The 15,610-nt window shown below is 63.3% G+C and carries 17 protein-coding genes and 1 tRNA gene; 11 read left to right on the top strand and 7 right to left on the bottom strand.

Annotated elements, in window-relative coordinates; genetic code table 11:
* Nucleotides 1-9: 9 nt before the first annotated feature.
* Complete coding sequence (locus LB526_RS15445) at nucleotides 10-780, top strand: DUF3800 domain-containing protein (RefSeq protein WP_140843357.1); 771 nt, start codon at nucleotides 10-12, stop codon at nucleotides 778-780.
* Between the two features lie 134 nt (nucleotides 781-914).
* Here the strand turns inward: LB526_RS15445 and LB526_RS15440 are convergent.
* Together LB526_RS15440 and LB526_RS15435 are read right to left on the bottom strand one after the other, a co-directional pair.
* Nucleotides 915-1,004, bottom strand: a tRNA-Ser gene (locus LB526_RS15440).
* 219 nt (nucleotides 1,005-1,223) lie between these two features.
* Nucleotides 1,224-1,397 (bottom strand): hypothetical protein, encoded by a 174-nt coding sequence (locus tag LB526_RS15435; protein ID WP_181174819.1) that lies wholly within the window; start codon nucleotides 1,395-1,397, stop codon nucleotides 1,224-1,226.
* A gap of 164 nt (nucleotides 1,398-1,561) precedes the next feature.
* Here LB526_RS15435 and LB526_RS15430 point away from each other — a divergent pair, with 164 nt between their 5' ends.
* The 10 genes from LB526_RS15430 to LB526_RS15385 all read left to right on the top strand — a co-directional run bounded on the left by LB526_RS15430 (nucleotide 1,562) and on the right by LB526_RS15385 (nucleotide 11,982).
* Nucleotides 1,562-2,824 carry a septal ring lytic transglycosylase RlpA family protein gene (locus tag LB526_RS15430; RefSeq protein ID WP_140843359.1) on the top strand — a complete coding sequence of 421 codons (1,263 nt, stop codon included), beginning with the start codon at nucleotides 1,562-1,564 and terminating at the stop codon, nucleotides 2,822-2,824.
* 122 nt (nucleotides 2,825-2,946) lie between these two features.
* Nucleotides 2,947-4,125 carry a D-alanyl-D-alanine carboxypeptidase family protein gene (locus tag LB526_RS15425; protein ID WP_140843361.1) on the top strand — a complete coding sequence of 393 codons (1,179 nt, stop codon included), beginning with the start codon at nucleotides 2,947-2,949 and terminating at the stop codon, nucleotides 4,123-4,125.
* A 72-nt stretch (nucleotides 4,126-4,197) separates the two neighbouring features.
* Nucleotides 4,198-4,872, top strand: a complete 675-nt coding sequence (tmk, locus tag LB526_RS15420) for a dTMP kinase (protein ID WP_140843363.1) — start codon at nucleotides 4,198-4,200, stop codon at nucleotides 4,870-4,872.
* Nucleotides 4,869-5,924, top strand: a complete 1,056-nt coding sequence (locus LB526_RS15415; RefSeq protein ID WP_140843365.1) for a DNA polymerase III subunit delta' — start codon at nucleotides 4,869-4,871, stop codon at nucleotides 5,922-5,924. Before tmk ends, LB526_RS15415 begins: the two co-directional genes overlap by 4 nt.
* A 127-nt stretch (nucleotides 5,925-6,051) precedes the next feature.
* The gene (gene metG / locus LB526_RS15410; RefSeq protein ID WP_224628247.1) at nucleotides 6,052-7,602 is read left to right on the top strand and encodes a methionine--tRNA ligase; all 1,551 of its coding nucleotides are present in this window, start codon (nucleotides 6,052-6,054) and stop codon (nucleotides 7,600-7,602) included.
* On the top strand, nucleotides 7,602-8,396 hold the full coding sequence (locus tag LB526_RS15405; RefSeq protein ID WP_224628245.1) for a TatD family hydrolase: 795 nt from the start codon (nucleotides 7,602-7,604) through the stop codon (nucleotides 8,394-8,396). Before metG ends, LB526_RS15405 begins: the two co-directional genes overlap by 1 nt.
* A gap of 3 nt (nucleotides 8,397-8,399) precedes the next feature.
* Nucleotides 8,400-9,221: an MBL fold metallo-hydrolase gene (locus LB526_RS15400; protein ID WP_224530197.1), complete on the top strand. Its 822-nt coding sequence runs from the start codon at nucleotides 8,400-8,402 to the stop codon at nucleotides 9,219-9,221.
* A 337-nt stretch (nucleotides 9,222-9,558) separates the two neighbouring features.
* The gene (locus tag LB526_RS15395) at nucleotides 9,559-10,401 is read left to right on the top strand and encodes an alpha/beta fold hydrolase (RefSeq protein WP_224628243.1); all 843 of its coding nucleotides are present in this window, start codon (nucleotides 9,559-9,561) and stop codon (nucleotides 10,399-10,401) included.
* Between the two features lie 153 nt (nucleotides 10,402-10,554).
* A complete protein-coding gene (locus LB526_RS15390; RefSeq protein WP_224628241.1) occupies nucleotides 10,555-10,998 on the top strand; it encodes a class I SAM-dependent methyltransferase in 444 nt (147 codons plus the stop codon).
* Nucleotides 10,999-11,067: 69 nt separating this feature from the next.
* Nucleotides 11,068-11,982 (top strand): agmatinase, encoded by a 915-nt coding sequence (locus LB526_RS15385; protein WP_224628238.1) that lies wholly within the window; start codon nucleotides 11,068-11,070, stop codon nucleotides 11,980-11,982.
* A 16-nt stretch (nucleotides 11,983-11,998) separates the two neighbouring features.
* On the opposite strand, the gene LB526_RS15380 is transcribed toward LB526_RS15385, so the two are convergent.
* The 5 genes from LB526_RS15380 to LB526_RS15360 form a co-directional block, all read right to left on the bottom strand.
* The gene (locus LB526_RS15380) at nucleotides 11,999-12,358 is read right to left on the bottom strand and encodes a hypothetical protein (protein WP_318013268.1); all 360 of its coding nucleotides are present in this window, start codon (nucleotides 12,356-12,358) and stop codon (nucleotides 11,999-12,001) included.
* Nucleotides 12,359-12,412: 54 nt separating this feature from the next.
* Nucleotides 12,413-13,288, bottom strand: a complete 876-nt coding sequence (locus tag LB526_RS15375) for an aldose 1-epimerase family protein (RefSeq protein WP_224628235.1) — start codon at nucleotides 13,286-13,288, stop codon at nucleotides 12,413-12,415.
* A gap of 179 nt (nucleotides 13,289-13,467) precedes the next feature.
* Nucleotides 13,468-14,184, bottom strand: a complete 717-nt coding sequence (locus LB526_RS15370) for a Bax inhibitor-1/YccA family protein (protein WP_095765448.1) — start codon at nucleotides 14,182-14,184, stop codon at nucleotides 13,468-13,470.
* Nucleotides 14,185-14,220: 36 nt separating this feature from the next.
* Nucleotides 14,221-14,994 (bottom strand): anti-sigma factor family protein, encoded by a 774-nt coding sequence (locus LB526_RS15365; RefSeq protein ID WP_224604664.1) that lies wholly within the window; start codon nucleotides 14,992-14,994, stop codon nucleotides 14,221-14,223.
* The gene (locus LB526_RS15360; protein ID WP_411966472.1) at nucleotides 14,991-15,524 is read right to left on the bottom strand and encodes a sigma-70 family RNA polymerase sigma factor; all 534 of its coding nucleotides are present in this window, start codon (nucleotides 15,522-15,524) and stop codon (nucleotides 14,991-14,993) included. Before LB526_RS15360 ends, LB526_RS15365 begins: the two co-directional genes overlap by 4 nt.
* Nucleotides 15,525-15,610: the final 86 nt, after the last annotated feature.

The raw sequence follows: 15,610 nt of genomic DNA, 5'->3' as shown, positions 1-15,610 counted from the left end.
GGGCGATCAATGCTCCAAGCCTACGTTGATGAAAGCGTGTCGATCAATCCGGCAATCTACGTTTTGGCGGGCCTCATTGCCCCTGCCGAAAACTGGACGCGGTTCTCGGCGGATTGGGCCGATATTCTCTCTATGAAGCCTCGCATTGGCCGTTTCAAAATGAGCGAGGCAATGAATTGCGTCGGCGAGTTCGCCTCTTGGTCACAGGATCGGCGTGACGAGCGAATTTTGTTGCTGCAAAATGTAATTTCCGATCACGTCGAAGCGGGAGTTGTCGCTGCGGTTATGGTCGATGATTTCAGTCGGATTATCAAAGGAAGCCAGCTACCGCAGCAATTTCATAGTCCATACTATTTCCTTCTTTATCAGATGATTTTGAAGCTCGCCGATGGCCAAGACGCGCTCGAGCTGAAAGGTCCGGTAAATTTCATTTTCGATGACCAGATGATGGAAAAGAAGAAAGTCCGTAGGGATTGGGCTCGCTACAGATCCCTTTTGCAGGGGCGGCAAAAGCCAATTGGCAATATGCCTGTTTTCGAAAATGAGGAACGCGTGTTGCCGCTCCAAGCCGCGGATATGATGGCGTGGATTATCCGCGCTCATGCCGAGGACCAATTCCAGGGAAAGGAGCGCAGACCGATTCTCGCCGGCAAAAAATCGCGCTTGAACATCCCGGTGATAACGTCGATATGGCAGGCTCGCGAGTTGGAAAATTTGCTGCGCGAAATGCTGATAGCGGCGGGCATAATACGCGGCTCGGTAAAGCTGACGCTAAGCTAGGGTCAGCTGCGGTGGCATCTGAACGGCTAGGCGAAAGCGCCTTCTCCCGTTTACTAAATCCATACAGCGTTTGTGGGTAGGTTCGCGGATCAGGTAACCAAAATCTGAAAAACTCTATAATTTTCAACGGTATTTGGCGGAGGGAGTGGGATTCGAACCCACGGTGAACTTGCGCCCACGCCGGTTTTCAAGACCGGTGCCTTAAACCGCTCGGCCATCCCTCCATCGTGATCGTCACGAGGCGCTTCGTCCTGCCGACCTCAAAGCCCTGCCGGCAACGCAAGCGCCCAATCCTCTAGTGCGCTGTGCAAAGATCTGTCAATCGCGGGAATGGCCCAATGTGTTTGGGATGGCGGCTAGCCGGTTCATGCATTGACAATGCAGCCAACACGCGGCCAATTGGAACCTGTAGTATTTCAAGAGGGGAAGATCATGAAGAAAATCTATGAGAAACCTGTTTTGACGAAGCGCGAGAAGCTCTCGCAGGTCGCCGCCACCGTGTCGTCGGTGCCGCGATAACAGACCGGCAACCCGGTCGGGCCGACCTCGACGCCCGACAATCGTGGCCATGGTGATGCTTTGAAGCGTCGGTTATGGCGCGACGGCCGCTCGATCATCGCCCAGTTCCTATGTCTCGCCACAATCTCGCCCTGTTGCGGCCATAATCGATTAACATCGTGATAAGCAATTCCTGTGCAAAAGGGATTGGGGATCAAGGTGTTGGCCTGGAGGGCGACTTCTGGCCCCGTCTGGTGACAGCACGGTAGGGGACAATCGAGACATGCAGACCCTGACGCGCCCGCGTCTTCGTCGCGCTTCTGCTTTCGCCCTGTGCGCCCTTTCGGGCCTGCTGCTGGCTGCCTGCGCCTCGCAACCCGAACCGAAGGGGATGGTCTACAAGAAGGCCCGCTCCAAGGAATATTTCGCCGAATCCGAATATGGCGTGAAGGCGAGCCCGCGTGTCCAGTTCATGCGGCGCGGCGGTGGCCGCGACCAGCTCGGCAAGCCCTATCAAGTGCGTGGCAAGTGGTACTATCCCAAGGAAGACAAGGGCTACGCCAAGGTCGGCCTGGCTTCCTGGTACGGCGATGCGTTTCATGGTCGTCTGACCGCCAATGGCGAAGTCTATGACATGACGCATCTGACGGCGGCGCATCCGACGATGCCGCTGCCGAGCTATGCCCGCGTCACCAATCTGGAGACCGGCAGTTCGGTCATCGTGCGCGTTAACGACCGCGGCCCCTATCACGAAGGCCGCATCATCGACGTTTCCGAACGCGCGGCGCAGATGCTGGACTATGCCAAGGTCGGCACGGCCAGGGTCAAAGTGGAGTATGTCGGCCGCGCGCCGCTCGACGGCAATGACGACCAGTATCTGGTGGCCTCCTATCATCCCGGCAACAACCGGCCGGATCCTTCGGACGGCCTGCCGACCGGCGTGATGGTGGCCATGAACGGCCCGTCGCCGAGCATGCCGGTCGCGGCGTCTCCGGCCGCCGCGCCGTTTCCGGGCGAGTTGACCAATTCGGGGCGGGCCTTTGCAGCGCAGCCGGGGCTTTCGGATCAGCCGGCCGTGCAGCCGGCCGCATTCGCCGTCCAGGGCGCCAGCGATGTCGCGCTGCCGGATTTCGGTCCAATCGTCCCAGAACGGCCGGATTTCACGCTTCCGCCGAACTCGCCCTTCGCCATGGCCTCCCTGTCTTACGCGGATGAGCGCGTAGAGCGCGCCGATGTCTTTGCCGCGCTCGATTCCGGCGGCATGTCGCCGGCCGATATCCTGCGTTCATGGAAGAAATCGAACCGAGAGCTACAGACGCCTGCGTCCGACTATGTCGCCGCCGGTTCCTTCGACGAGGCCGCGCAGGCAAAGCGTGTGGCCGCAGCGCTCGAGCCGTTCGGCCGGACCGAGATCCAGCGCACCGAGCTCGACGGCAATGACTGGTATGCGGTCAATGTCTATCCGGACGGCCATGGCAGCGTCGACGACCTGCTCCAGGCAGCCTGGTCGCATGGCGCGCCGGACGCGCTTGTTGTGCGTAACTGATCAAATTCGCGCTGCCCGTTGATCCGGCCGGAAAAACCCTGATAGCTTGGCCGTGGGGTAGTCTTTGCGCATTCTGGAGTGGCTCTGCGCTTTCCGGGTTGCTCAGATCGGGTCGACATTTCATGCAGTTCCGCATTTTTCTGCCTTTCGCCAGCCTTCTGGGATTGGCGCTGGTGTTGCTTTGCGCGGCCCCGGCGAGCGCGCAGCTCTTCGAGACCAAGGCGGCGCAGGCGTTCATGATCGATGCGGACACCGGCACGGTGCTCTTCGCCAAGGACCCCGACAAGCCAATCCCGCCGGCCTCAATGGCCAAGCTGATGACGATGGAAATGGTCTTCAACGCCATCAAGTCGAAGCGGATCACGCTCGACGACACTTTCGTCGTGAGCGAAAACGCCTGGCGCACCGGCGGCGCGCCGTCCGGAACCTCGACCATGTTCGCCAAGCTCAAATCCGAGGTCCGCGTCGAGGATTTGATCCAGGGCGTCACCGTGCAGGCCGCCAATGACGGCTGTATCGTGCTCGCCGAGGGAATGGCGGGCTCGGAAGCGAATTTCGCCGCGCAGATGACCGATCGCGCCCGCCAGCTCGGCCTCTCGAAATCGACCTTCGTCAATTCGACCGGCCTGCCGGCCGACGGGCAGCAGACGACGGTGCGGGAGCTGACCATGCTGGCGCTGCATCTGTGGCGCGACTATCCGGAGTTCTTCCACTATTACGGCCAGCCGGACTTCACCTGGAATAAGATCTCGCAGAGGAACCGCAATCCGCTGATCGCCATGGGCATCGAGGCCGATGGCTTCGTGGCAGGTGCCAGCGAGCAGGCGGGCTTCGGCCTGGTCGGCACCGTCAGTCACAACGGCACGCGTGTGATCGCCGCGCTCAGCGGATTGGCCAATGACCGCGAGCGCTCCGAAGAGGCGCGCAAGCTGCTCGAATGGGGCTCGCGGTCATTCCAGAAGACCGAGATCTTCGCCAAGGACGAGGTGGTCGGAGAAGCACAGGTTTTCGGCGGCGCCAAGTCCGGCCTGGCCTTGAAAGCCAAAGGCCCCGTGGACATCTTTCTGCCGATAGCCAACCGCGACAAGCTGACCGCCAGGATCGTCTACCAGGGTCCGGTGTCGGCACCGGTCGAGGAGGGGCAACCGGTCGGGGAATTGCGCGTTTGGATAGGCGAGACGCTGAGCCAGCAGACGCCGCTCTATGCCGCAGAATCGGTGAAGGTGGGTACGCTGCCGCAGCGCGCGTTGGACGCGGCCAAGGAACTCGCTGTCGGCTGGCTGCGGCAGAAACATTTGTGATCGGGCAAGTTCGTGGACCTTTTGTCGGACGGGAGCTATGACAGCGGCCAGCACGGGCAAAGGCAGTCTCGATTGGCGAGCGGATTTTTCATCACCTTCGAGGGCGGCGAAGGAGCAGGCAAGTCGACGCAGATCGAGCGGCTGGCGCGGCGCATGCGCGCCAAGAAATACGAGGTCCTGGTCAGCCGCGAACCGGGTGGATCGCCCGGCGCCGAAGCCGTAAGGCATGTGCTTCTGTCCGGGGCGGCCGAGCCGTTCGGCCCGAAGATGGAGGCGATCCTGTTCGCCGCCGCGCGCTCCGACCATGTCGAGCAGGTCATCCGGCCGGCGGTCGAGCGCGGCTCGATCGTGCTGTGCGACCGTTTCATCGATTCCTCTCGCGTCTACCAGGGCGTCACCGGCGGGCTCGATGCCGATTTCATGAAGGCGCTGGAGGCGGTGGCCATCAACGGCATGATGCCCGACATGACGCTGATCTTCGACATCGATCCCGCTGAAGGCCTGAAACGGGCCGCCGCGCGGCGCGGCGCCGATGACGCCGCCGATCGCTTCGAGAAGGAGACTTTGGCCATCCACCGGCGGCGGCGCGAGGCTTTCCTGGCCATCGCCGCGGCCGAACCGGAGCGCTGCGTCGTCATCGACGCCTCCGCCGATCCCGATACGGTGGAGAACGTCGTCACCGCCGCCGTCTTCGCAGCGCTGGAAGAGCGGATGCCGGCGCAAAGGATTGAGACGGCGCCGGCATGATCTTCGAACGCATCGCCCCCGAACAGCACGACACGCTGGACGGCGTGCCCGAGCCCGCCGAAACGCCGCGGCTGATCGGCCACGCGACGGCGGCAGGGATGCTTGCCAGCGCCTACCGCACCGGCAAGCTGCCGCATGCGCTGATTTTCGCCGGGCCCCAAGGCATCGGCAAGGCGACGCTGGCGTTCCACATGGCGCATCATCTTCTGAGATATCCGGATTTCAAGACGGCGCCCGACACGCTTGCCGTTCCCGATCCGGCCTCCTCGCTGTTTCGCCAGATCGCCACCGGCGCGCATCCTTCGGTGCTGCACCTCACCCGTCCGGCCAATGACAAGACCAAGAGCTTCAAGACGGTGCTGACCGTCGACGAGATCCGCAAGGTCAGCCGCTTCCTGTCGATGACCTCGCATGACGGCAGCTACCGCGTCGTCATCGTCGATCCGGCCGACGACATGAACACCAACGCCGCAAATGCCTTGCTCAAGAATCTCGAAGAGCCGCCGGCGCGCACCCTGTTCATTCTGGTGGTGCATGCGCCGGGCAGCCTGTTGCCGACGATCCGCTCGCGCTGCCAGATGGTGCGGCTGGCGCCTTTGGCCGCCGACGAACTGATGGCGGTGCTGGAAAATGTCGAGCCGCCGCCGCCGGACGATCCGGGCGCGCGCGCGGCGCTCGCCGAGCGGGCAGGGGGCAGCGCCCGCAACGCGATCCTGCTCACCCAATATGGCGGGCTGGAGATCGCCGGCGCGCTCGACACGCTGGTGGCGGCCAGGAAGCCCGACATTGCCGGCGCCCATCGCCTTGCCGAAGCCGTGGCGGGACGCGATCAGGCAATCCAGTTCGACATCTTCAACCGTCGCGCGCTCGACCTGCTTTCGACCGCCGCCAGCGACGCCGCGCTTGCCGGCGATCTCGCCCGGGCCAAAACCCTGTCCGAGGCTTGGCACGAGGCGCTGAACACGATATCTGAGGCTGAGACCTACAACCTCGACAAGAAGCAGCACGCCCTGACCATGATCGACCGCCTGAATTCTGCGATGCGAATGTGACGGCTCGTTCGATGCATGCCGTTGGCCCAGTTTTGGGCGGCATGCATTGGCCTCGGGATGGCAATCGACGTTCCGATACGATATCCACCGCCACAACTCACATTCAGATATTCATGACGGTTCATTCATGTCACGCGACACATTCTACATCACGACCGCGATCTCCTACCCAAACGGCAAGCCGCATATCGGCCATGCCTATGAGCTGATTGCCACCGACGCGCTTGCCCGCTTCCAGCGGCTGGACGGCAAGGATGTCTTCTTCCTGACCGGCACCGACGAGCACGGCATCAAAATGCTGCAGACGGCGCGCAAGGAAGGCATCACGGCGCGCGAGCTCGCCGACCGCAACTCGGCCGAGTTCAGGCGCATGGCCACCGCGCTCAACGCTTCCAACGACGATTTCATCCGCACCACCGAGGAGCGGCATTACGCGTCCTCGCAAGCGATCTGGAAGGCGATGGCCGCCAATGGCGACATCTACAAGGGCGGCTATGCCGGTTGGTATTCGGTGCGCGACGAGGCCTATTACGGCGAGGAGGAGACCGAGGTTCGCCCCGACAATGTCCGCTACGGGCCGCAGGGAACGCCGGTGGAATGGGTCGAGGAAGAAAGCTATTTCTTCCGGCTGTCGGCCTACCAGGACAGACTGATTGCGCTTTACGAGAGCCAGCCCGATTTCATCGGTCCGGCCGAGCGCCGCAACGAAGTGATGAGCTTCGTCAAATCGGGGCTGAAGGATCTGTCGGTCTCGCGCACCACTTTCGACTGGGGCGTGCCGGTGCCGGGCGACGAAAAGCACGTGATGTATGTATGGGTCGACGCCTTGACCAATTACATCACCGGCGTCGGCTATCCCAATGAAAACGATGAGAAATGGCGGTTTTGGCCTGCCGATGCGCACATCATCGGCAAGGACATCGTGCGCTTCCACGCCGTCTATTGGCCGGCCTTCCTGATGTCGGCGGGAATCCCGTTGCCGAAGCGCGTCTTCGGCCATGGCTTCCTGTTCAACCGGGGCGAGAAGATGTCGAAGTCGGTCGGCAACGTCATCGACCCGTTCACCATGGTCGAGCACTACGGTGTCGACCAGGTGCGCTATTTCTTCCTGCGCGAGGTGCCGTTCGGCCAGGACGGCAATTACAGCCATGAGGCGATCGTCAACCGCACCAATGCCGATCTTGCCAACGGCCTCGGCAATCTGGCGCAGCGCTCGCTGTCGATGATTGCCAAGAACTGCGGCGGCAAGGTGCCGGCGCGCGGCGACCTTACCGAGGCCGACACGGCGATCCTCGACGAGGCGGTCGAAGCGCTGGCCGTTTCTCGTCGGGCGATGGCGGAGCAGGGCATCCATCTGGCGCTGGCGGCGATCTTCGGCGTTGTTGCCGAAGCCGACCGCTATTTCGCCTCTCAGGAGCCGTGGGCGCTGCGCAAGACCAATCCGGAGCGCATGGAAACCGTGCTGTGGACGACGGCCGAGCTGGTGCGCCGGGTGACGCTGCTTTGCCAGCCTTTCATTCCCGGATCGGCGGCCAAGCTGCTCGACCTGTTGGCCGTGCCCGCTGACAGCCGCGCTTTCGAGCGCGTCCATGCCAACCACGCGCTGGAGCCAGGCACTGCCTTGCCGGCGCCGGAGGGCGTATTTCCGCGCTATGTCGAGCAGGATGGCAATAGCTGATGCTGGTCGACAGCCATTGCCATCTCGACTTCCCGGACTTCGCCGAGGAGCGGACGGCTGTCGTCGCCCGCGCTCTCGCCGCCGGAATCGGCCGCATGGTGACGATCTCGACGCGGGTTAAGCGATTTCAGCAGGTCCTTGAAATTGCTGAATCTTTCAATGAGGTCTATTGCTCGGTCGGCACCCATCCGCACAATGCGGCGGAAGAGCTCGACGTCACCACTGACGAGCTGGTGCGGCTTTCCGGCCATCCCAAGGTGGTGGCGATCGGCGAGGCCGGGCTCGATTATTACTATGACAAGGCGCCGCGCGATGCGCAGGCGCAAGGCTTTCGCACCCATATCGCGGCCGCGCGCCGCACCGGCCTGCCGCTGGTCATCCATGCACGCGATGCCGACGACGACATGGCGTCGATCCTCGAGGACGAAACAGGGAAGGGCGCCTTCCCCTTTATCCTGCACTGTTTTTCGTCCGGACGCAGGCTGGCCGAAGTCGGCGTGGCGCTGGGCGGCTATGTCTCCTTCTCCGGCATTCTAACCTTCAAGAACTCCGCCGAACTGCGCGCCATCGCCGCCGATGTGCCGCGCCACCGGTTGCTGGTCGAGACCGACGCGCCCTACCTTGCGCCGGTCCCGCATCGCGGCAAACGCAACGAGCCGGCCTATGTGGCGAACACGGCCAAGGTGCTCGCCGAGACCATCGGCGTCAGCGAGGCCGAGATCGCCGATATTACCACCGGGAACTTCTTCAGGCTGTTCACCAAAATGCCGCGTCCCGAAACGGCTGCGGGCTGAGGCATGAGCGACCGGCTGCGCTTTACCGTTCTTGGCTGCGGCTCATCGCCCGGCACGCCGCGCATCACCGGTGATTGGGGCAATTGCGACCCCAAGAACCCGAAGAACCGGCGCATGCGTACGGCCGCCCTGGTCGAGCGGATTGCTGCCAACGGCGCGCGCACCACGGTCGTCATCGACACCGGGCCGGATTTCCGCGAGCAGATGCTGCTGGCCTCCGTCAAGCGCATCGATGCAGTCGTCTACACGCATCCGCATGCCGACCACATCCACGGCATCGACGATCTGCGCGGCTATGTGCTCGAGCAACGCCATCGTATCGACATCCATGCCGACGAGCCGACCATGCTGCGGCTGCGCCAGGCGTTCGGCTATTGCTTCGAGACGCCGCCAGGCAGTTCCTATCCGCCGATCGTCAAGGCGCACATCATCGATCACGCCAGGCCGGTCGTGATCGAAGGCGAGGGGGGTCCCCTCACCCTCGAGCCGCTGCCGCAGTTCCATGGCGACATCATCTCGCTCGGCTTCCGCATCGGCGGGCTTGCCTATTGCCCTGATATCAGCGGCTTTCCGGACGCCACCATTGAGCGTTTGCGCGGCCTCGACACGCTGGTGATCGACGCGCTGCAGTACAACACCCATCCCAGTCATCTGTCGCTTGGCCAGGCGCTGGAGTGGATCGAAAAGCTGACGCCGAGGAACGCCGTGCTGACCCATATGCATGTGCCGCTCGACTACGCTATTGTGATGGCCGAGACGCCGGAGCATGTCGTGCCGGCCTATGACGGCATGGCGATCGAAATTCCTTACGAGTCAGAGCGGTAGCGACAGCTGTTCAGTCGGCGCCGCAGTTTGTCTGTTGAACCTTCTGCAGCGATCTCGAAGTCGAAGCGCTGCCGCGGCGTTTGTTGCCGACAGCGAAAGCCGCAGCAATTCCTGGACGTGCCCGCCACGCCTCAGTTCCATAATCTATCTTATGCGACTTTCTGACGTGCCACGAAGATGTCGAGCGCCTTGTGTTACACAGCCCTGCTCGCCAGCCGCACGGAGCTGTTGCGCATCACGGGTACGAGTACAAGTCGGCCCTCGTTGCGGGCGTCTCTGTTCGGAACTCAACCGCCGAACCTCGCGTTGGCCTGGTGAGCGGTTTGAGGACCTTTGCATGCGTTCACGGCTTGAGTTGGCGAGCGGCACGGAATTGTCTTTCCTTACGGCTGGAGAGCCCTCCAAACCGGCTCTTCTGCTTCTTCACGGTTTTCCGAGTTCCTCCAGGACCTTTCGCCACGTCATTCCCGCATTGTCGAAGGTGGCTTATGTGGTTGCTCCCGACATGCCTGGGTTCGGCATGTCCGACGCTCTGCCAGAGCCGTCCTTTGATGGTTTTGCCGATGCGATCTCGGATTTGCTCGGCCACCTCTCGGTCGGCTCGCGCTACATCTACCTGCATGACTTTGGCGCGCCGGTCGGGCTGCGGATAGCCATGCAAGCTCCCGATGCGGTGTTGGGCTTGATCATCCAGAATGCCAACGCGCATCGGAGCGGAATGGGGCCATCCTGGAAGGCGACACAGGACTTTTGGGCCAATCCGAACCCAGACAATGAAGCGAAAGCCACCGCGCATCTGACCTTCGAGGGCACGCGAGACCAGTATGTGGCAGGTGTTCCCGACGATGTGGCCGCACAAATTCCGCACGAGAACTGGGAGGAAGACTGGCGCGTGATGCAGCGCCCCGGAGGCATGGAGACGCAGCGCGCGCTCATTGCGGACTATGGCAACTACGTCGCTCGCTTCGACGCGATTGCCGACTATCTGCAGCACAGACAGCCTCGCGCCCTGATGCTGTGGGGCCGGCATGACGCGTTCTTCGACCTGGCAGAGACGCTGTCATGGATGCAGGCCCTGCCGAGGATGGAAGCACACATTCTCGACGGGCCTCATTTCCTGCTGGAAACGCATGCCAACCAAGCTGCGTCGTTGATGGTCGACTTCCTGAAACGGCAATAGAACAGTCCTTGAGGTCTGGCCGACCAGAACGCGGCCGACCCTGAGGACTACATTGTCCGGCATCAAAGTTCTGGCCGCTGCCCTGTCAGTCCATTTCCGCTCGGCGTCGTCTCTCGCTTGCCTGGCGCAGGCCAGGTTGGATAATTTATTTTCATGGCTGCCGGAATCTCAGATCGGATATCCGCCTTCGTCGAAGCGCTTCCATTGAAGCCGGGACTTCGCGTCCTGGAGATCGGATGCGGTCCCGGCGTTGCCGCTCGCGATGTCGCTCGCCGCATCGACGGCGGCTTCATTCTGGCCATCGACCGCTCGGAGAAGGCAATCCGATTGGCGCGGGCGCGATCGGCTGAAGAGATGGCTTGGGGCTGCCTCGATTTCAGGCATGCGGCAATCGAAGACTTCGCATTGAGTGCTGACGAGGCTCTTTTTGACATCGCCTTCGCCATGCGGGTCGGCGCGCTCGACGGGCGCCACCCCGAGGCCAACCGTGCGGCCTTGACGCGGATCAAGGCGGCGCTGAAGCCGCATGGCAGGCTTTTCATCGACGGCGGCGACCCGTTGAAAGAGATAGATTTGGTTCGTGGCTTGCGGTCCTAAAAACACCGAGAAACATCGAAGCCCCAAGATGCCATCGCGCCGCGCCGCAACAATGAAAGCGTCCAGAAAATGACCGCCTCGCCTTCCTTTCTCGGCTTTCCCGATCGCCTCGCCGACGGGCGCGTGCCGCGAGCCGTGATCTTCGGGGCGGGTCATGGAAGCACCTATCGCGGCCAGGACAGCAGCGGCCATGCCTTGGCCGCTGGCGCCACCCGAGCTGCAAGCCAGGATGACATTCCGCTGGTGGAGCACTGGGATTTCGACCTCGGCGGCCCGCTGTTCGATGGCGGACCGGTCTGCTGCATCGATGCCGGCGATGTCTGGACCACCATGCATGACAATGCCGGCAACCGGGCCCGTATCGAGGCGAAGACGCGCGAGGTGCTGGTACTGCCGGCGGTGCCGATCCTGCTTGGCGGCGACGATTCCGTCGTCATTCCCTTCCTCGCCGGCTTTGCCGATCACGGACCGGTCTGGATCCTGCAGATCGATGCCCATATCGACTGGCGCGAAGAGGTGCATGGCGAACGCTACGGCTATTCGAGCCCGATGCGGCGGGCGAGCGGGATGCTGCATGTTGCCGGCATCGTGCAGGTCGGGCTGCGCAGTGTCGGCAGCGCCCGCCTCGCGGAAATCGAAGCGGCGCGGCGCTACGGCAGCCGCTTCGTCACGGCTCGCGAGGTTCACGCCCAGGGCGTCGAAGCCGCTTTGCGGCATATTCCGGAAGGCGCGCGCGTCGTCGTCACCCTTGACTGCGACAGCCTCGATCCATCGATCATGCCGGGCGTGGCCGCGCGCACGCCTGGCGGCCTCAGCTACACGCAGGCGATCGACCTGATCGCAGGCCTCGGCAAGCGGGCGAGGATTGCGGGATTCGACCTTGTCGAGCTCTATCCTCCCGCCGACATTGACGGTCTGTCGGCCATCACCGCGTCGCGTCTTGTTGTCAACGCGATCGGCGCCATTGTCCGGCAGACCGGCTGAGATCCGATCGGATGGTCTAGAAAAAGCTGTTCAGAAACGCCGCCGTCACGTCCGAGATGCCGACGATCTTGTTGGTCGCCTGGCGGTAGAATTTGAAATTGAGCTCAGTCTCGGGCCGGCCGTCCTGCCAATCCTTGAAGCGCTTGAGCTCATTGCGACCCAAATGTCTCGTCGCCAAGGCGCTGCGGCGGACGGCAACACTCACGCGCGGCGTCTGCCGTTCGAGATCCGGACGCCCGGGGGTGGCCTCGGAGGATGTCACGACGCCGCGCGCGACAAGCCCCTGCCCGCCTTCGTTCTCGCTGGCGAACAGGTAGATGACGTCGCCCTCGGCGAGGCGCTTGCCGCCATACATGGTTTTCTGCGCGGCGAACACGAATCTCTCCGCCGCCGGGTCCTGGATCTGGGTCTTGATGGCGTATGCCATGCCCTACGGTACCCGGCTGAGGCCGATCCGGTAACTAAGCACGCGCCGGCCGGCCGGCTCGATCAGCATCACGCCCGGCTTGTCGCCGAACTCGCCATCGAAATCGGTGGGGCTGGCGATGCCGTGCCAGGGCTCGATGCACAGGAAGGGTGCGCCGCCAGGCTTGGACCAGATGCCCAGCTCATTGAATCCCTGCCACGACATCTCGATCGCCGGCCCGCGGCCGGCGGCGTAGCGCACGCTCTTGCTCACCGGCTTGTCGAGGACGACGGCATCGTCGTCGAACAGTCTTTCGGATAGCGGCAGCGTCCTGCCCTCGATGGGCGTCGGCTGCGGCGCAGGCAACAACAGGCCGTCCTTCAGGCGGCGGATCGGCGCCGACTCATTGTCGGCGAAGGTCACCCGATAGGCTTCCTTCGGCAGCTCCGGGAGCAGCGGCCAGTTGAACGCCGGATGCGCGCCGATCGAGGCCGGCAGAGGCTCGTCGCCGGTATTGGCGATCACGAAGGTCACGCCGAGTTGCCGTGGTTTCAACTCGTAGCTGATGGCGAGACGAAAGGCGAAGGGATAGTGCGTTCGCGTCTCGGCATCGTCCGTCAGGACCAATGTGCAGGAGGCCGGCCCCTGCTCCGCCCAGGCAAAGCGCCGGTCGCGGGCAAAGCCGTGCTGCGTCATCGGATAGACTTGGCCGCGATGCCGCAGCTGATCGCCTTTGAGCCGGCCGACGATTGGGAACAGCACGGGCGAATGACGACGCCAGGCGGGGCCTGCCTGCCACAGAAGCTCGGTGCCGTCGCCATCGCGCAGCGAGACCAGTTCGGCCCCCTGCCCGACGATGGTCGCCGAAATGCCGTCAGCGTGAAGCGTCAGCTGGTCCATTGCGTCCTCGCGGCTGGCAGGTTTGGCCGGCAGGCTAGCAAAAGGCCGCGCGTGAACTCAAGCGCGGCAGACAGATCGCCCCTTGGTCGTCAACGCTTGGTGCGCAGTCGACAAAAAAGTGGCCGGAGGTTTCCCTCCGGCCGTGGCGAGGTCAGCAGTGTTGTCTGCTGCGGTCCGGCCTATTCGCGCTCGCCGGTGAAATTCAGCAGCAGCTGGAAGATGTTGATGAAGTTCAGATAGAGCGAGAAGGCGCCGAAGACGGCAAGCTTCTGCTGCGATTCCGCATCGAAGTTCTCGGCATATTGCTCCTTGATCGTCTGCGTGTCCCAGGCGGTCAGGCCGATGAAGACGGCGATGCCGATCACCGAGATGGCGAACTGCAGCGCGGTCGAGCCGAGGAACAGGTTGACCAGGCTGGCGATGACCACGCCGATCAGGCCCATGATCAGGAAGGACGAGAACTGCGTCAGGTCGCGCCTGGTCGTGTAGCCGTAGAGGCTGGTGGCGCCGAACATCGTGGCGGCGATGAAGAAGGTGCGCGCGATGCTGGTCGAGGTGAAGACCAGGAACACCGAGGCGAGCGACAGGCCCATGACGGCGCAGAAGGCCCAGAACATCGCCTGCGCGCTCGCGGCCGACATGGTCTGCATCCTGAACGAGAACAGCATGACGAAGGCGAGCGGCGCCAGCATCACCACCCATTTCAGCGGGCTGGAGAAGATCGGTACATAAAGCGCCGGCGTCGAGGCCACGAAGAAGGCGACGAGGCCGGTAACGACGAGACCGAGGCCCATATAATTGTAGACGCGCAGCATGTGCTTGCGCAGGCCCTCGTCATAGACGGCTCCGGCCTGGACGCCGGTGCCCATTCGGTATCCCAGATTGGGGCTGTTCATTCGGTTTCTCCTTGGTTCTCGGCAGAGGGTTTGTTTTCAATAGAGAGTTCTGGCGAGTTTCTCGGCGGCACGGTCGAGGCTGCCGGCGTCGCCGCGTCCGACCACCGCATAGGCGACCTCGCCGATCTGGAAATACGCGGTTGAGATGTCGTCGGAGGGCGCGATCGCCGGCTTCACCACATCGAACCTGCCCGGCCTGATGGCGAACAACGAGACAAGACCGAGGTCCTTGGTGTCGACCGCTACCTCGACGCTCGGCCCGAATTGCGAGGGATAGACCTGGACGTCGCGAATCTTCCAGTCGTCAGGCAGCGACGGCATGACGATCGCGGTGGCGGCGCGAATCTCGTCGGGATCGTAGCCCGGAGCCTCTTGCTGCGACGGCATCGTCTCGCGCACCAAGGTCGTCCTGTGCGCCCGGACCGCGTCCTCGACATAGGCCGGCGGCTGCGTCGAGGCGACCACCTTGGTCACGGCGATCGGCCCGAAGGCGCCGTTGGCAAGCCAGCCTGCCGCGACCAGGACGGCCGCTGCCGCCGCCCGCTGCAGCACGGCAAGCATGCGTCCCCTGGCAAGGCCTCTTTCCAGCCGGCGCGCCGCTTCTGTCGTGGCCGGACGCGCCCTGCCGACAGGGCTGGCAAGCGCGACGCGCAGTTCGTCGCGCGTCCTCAGATCGGACATCACGCGCGCCGCCACTTCCGGGCGCGCGGCGAGGTGCGCCTCGACCTCGATGCGGCGGGCGACATCCAGCTGATCGTCGACATAGGCGTCGAGATCGGCATCGGTCACGGGGTCGACAATAGCGGTCATTGATCGTCTCCCACGATCCTGAGATGAGGCCTGGCTTTTGGCGCCGCGCCCTCTTCCATCTCGCGCAGCGCGGCACGCGCGCGGCCGATGCGCGACATCAGCGTTCCGGGCGGCACGCCGATGACTTCGGCGGCCTCCTGATAGGAAAGCCCTTCGATGGCGACGAGATGGAGCGCGGAGCGCTGTTCCTCCGGCAGCGAAAGAAACGCTTCCCGGACCTGCGACAGGCGAACCGAATGGTCCTGCGACGCCGGCACGCTCTGGTCGGCGACAAGGCCGGCCTGTTCGATGCGCGCCGCCTCGGAGCGGCGCGAGCGCATGCGGTCGATGAAGACGTTGTGCACGATCGCCAGCAGCCAGGCGCGCAGATTGCCGCTTGACCGAAAGGTCGCGCGCCGCTCATAGGCGCGCACCAGCGCGTCATGGACGAGATCCTCGGCCTCAGTGCTGTCGCGCGTCAGCGAGCGCGCATAGCGCCGCAGCGAACCCAACTGCCCGACGATATCGAAGCGTGCCATCGACCGTTTCATGCCCTGTTTACGGAGCATGTAGGGGTTTTAATCCCCTGCCCGGCATTTCTTTTCGTGTTGCCGCCACAGCGGAAACCGCTGGCGCG

The organism is Mesorhizobium sp. CA6 (assembly GCF_020165035.1).
Taxonomy (GTDB): Bacteria; Pseudomonadota; Alphaproteobacteria; order Rhizobiales; family Rhizobiaceae; genus Mesorhizobium.
This window is presented reverse-complemented; position numbering and strand designations above follow the sequence as displayed.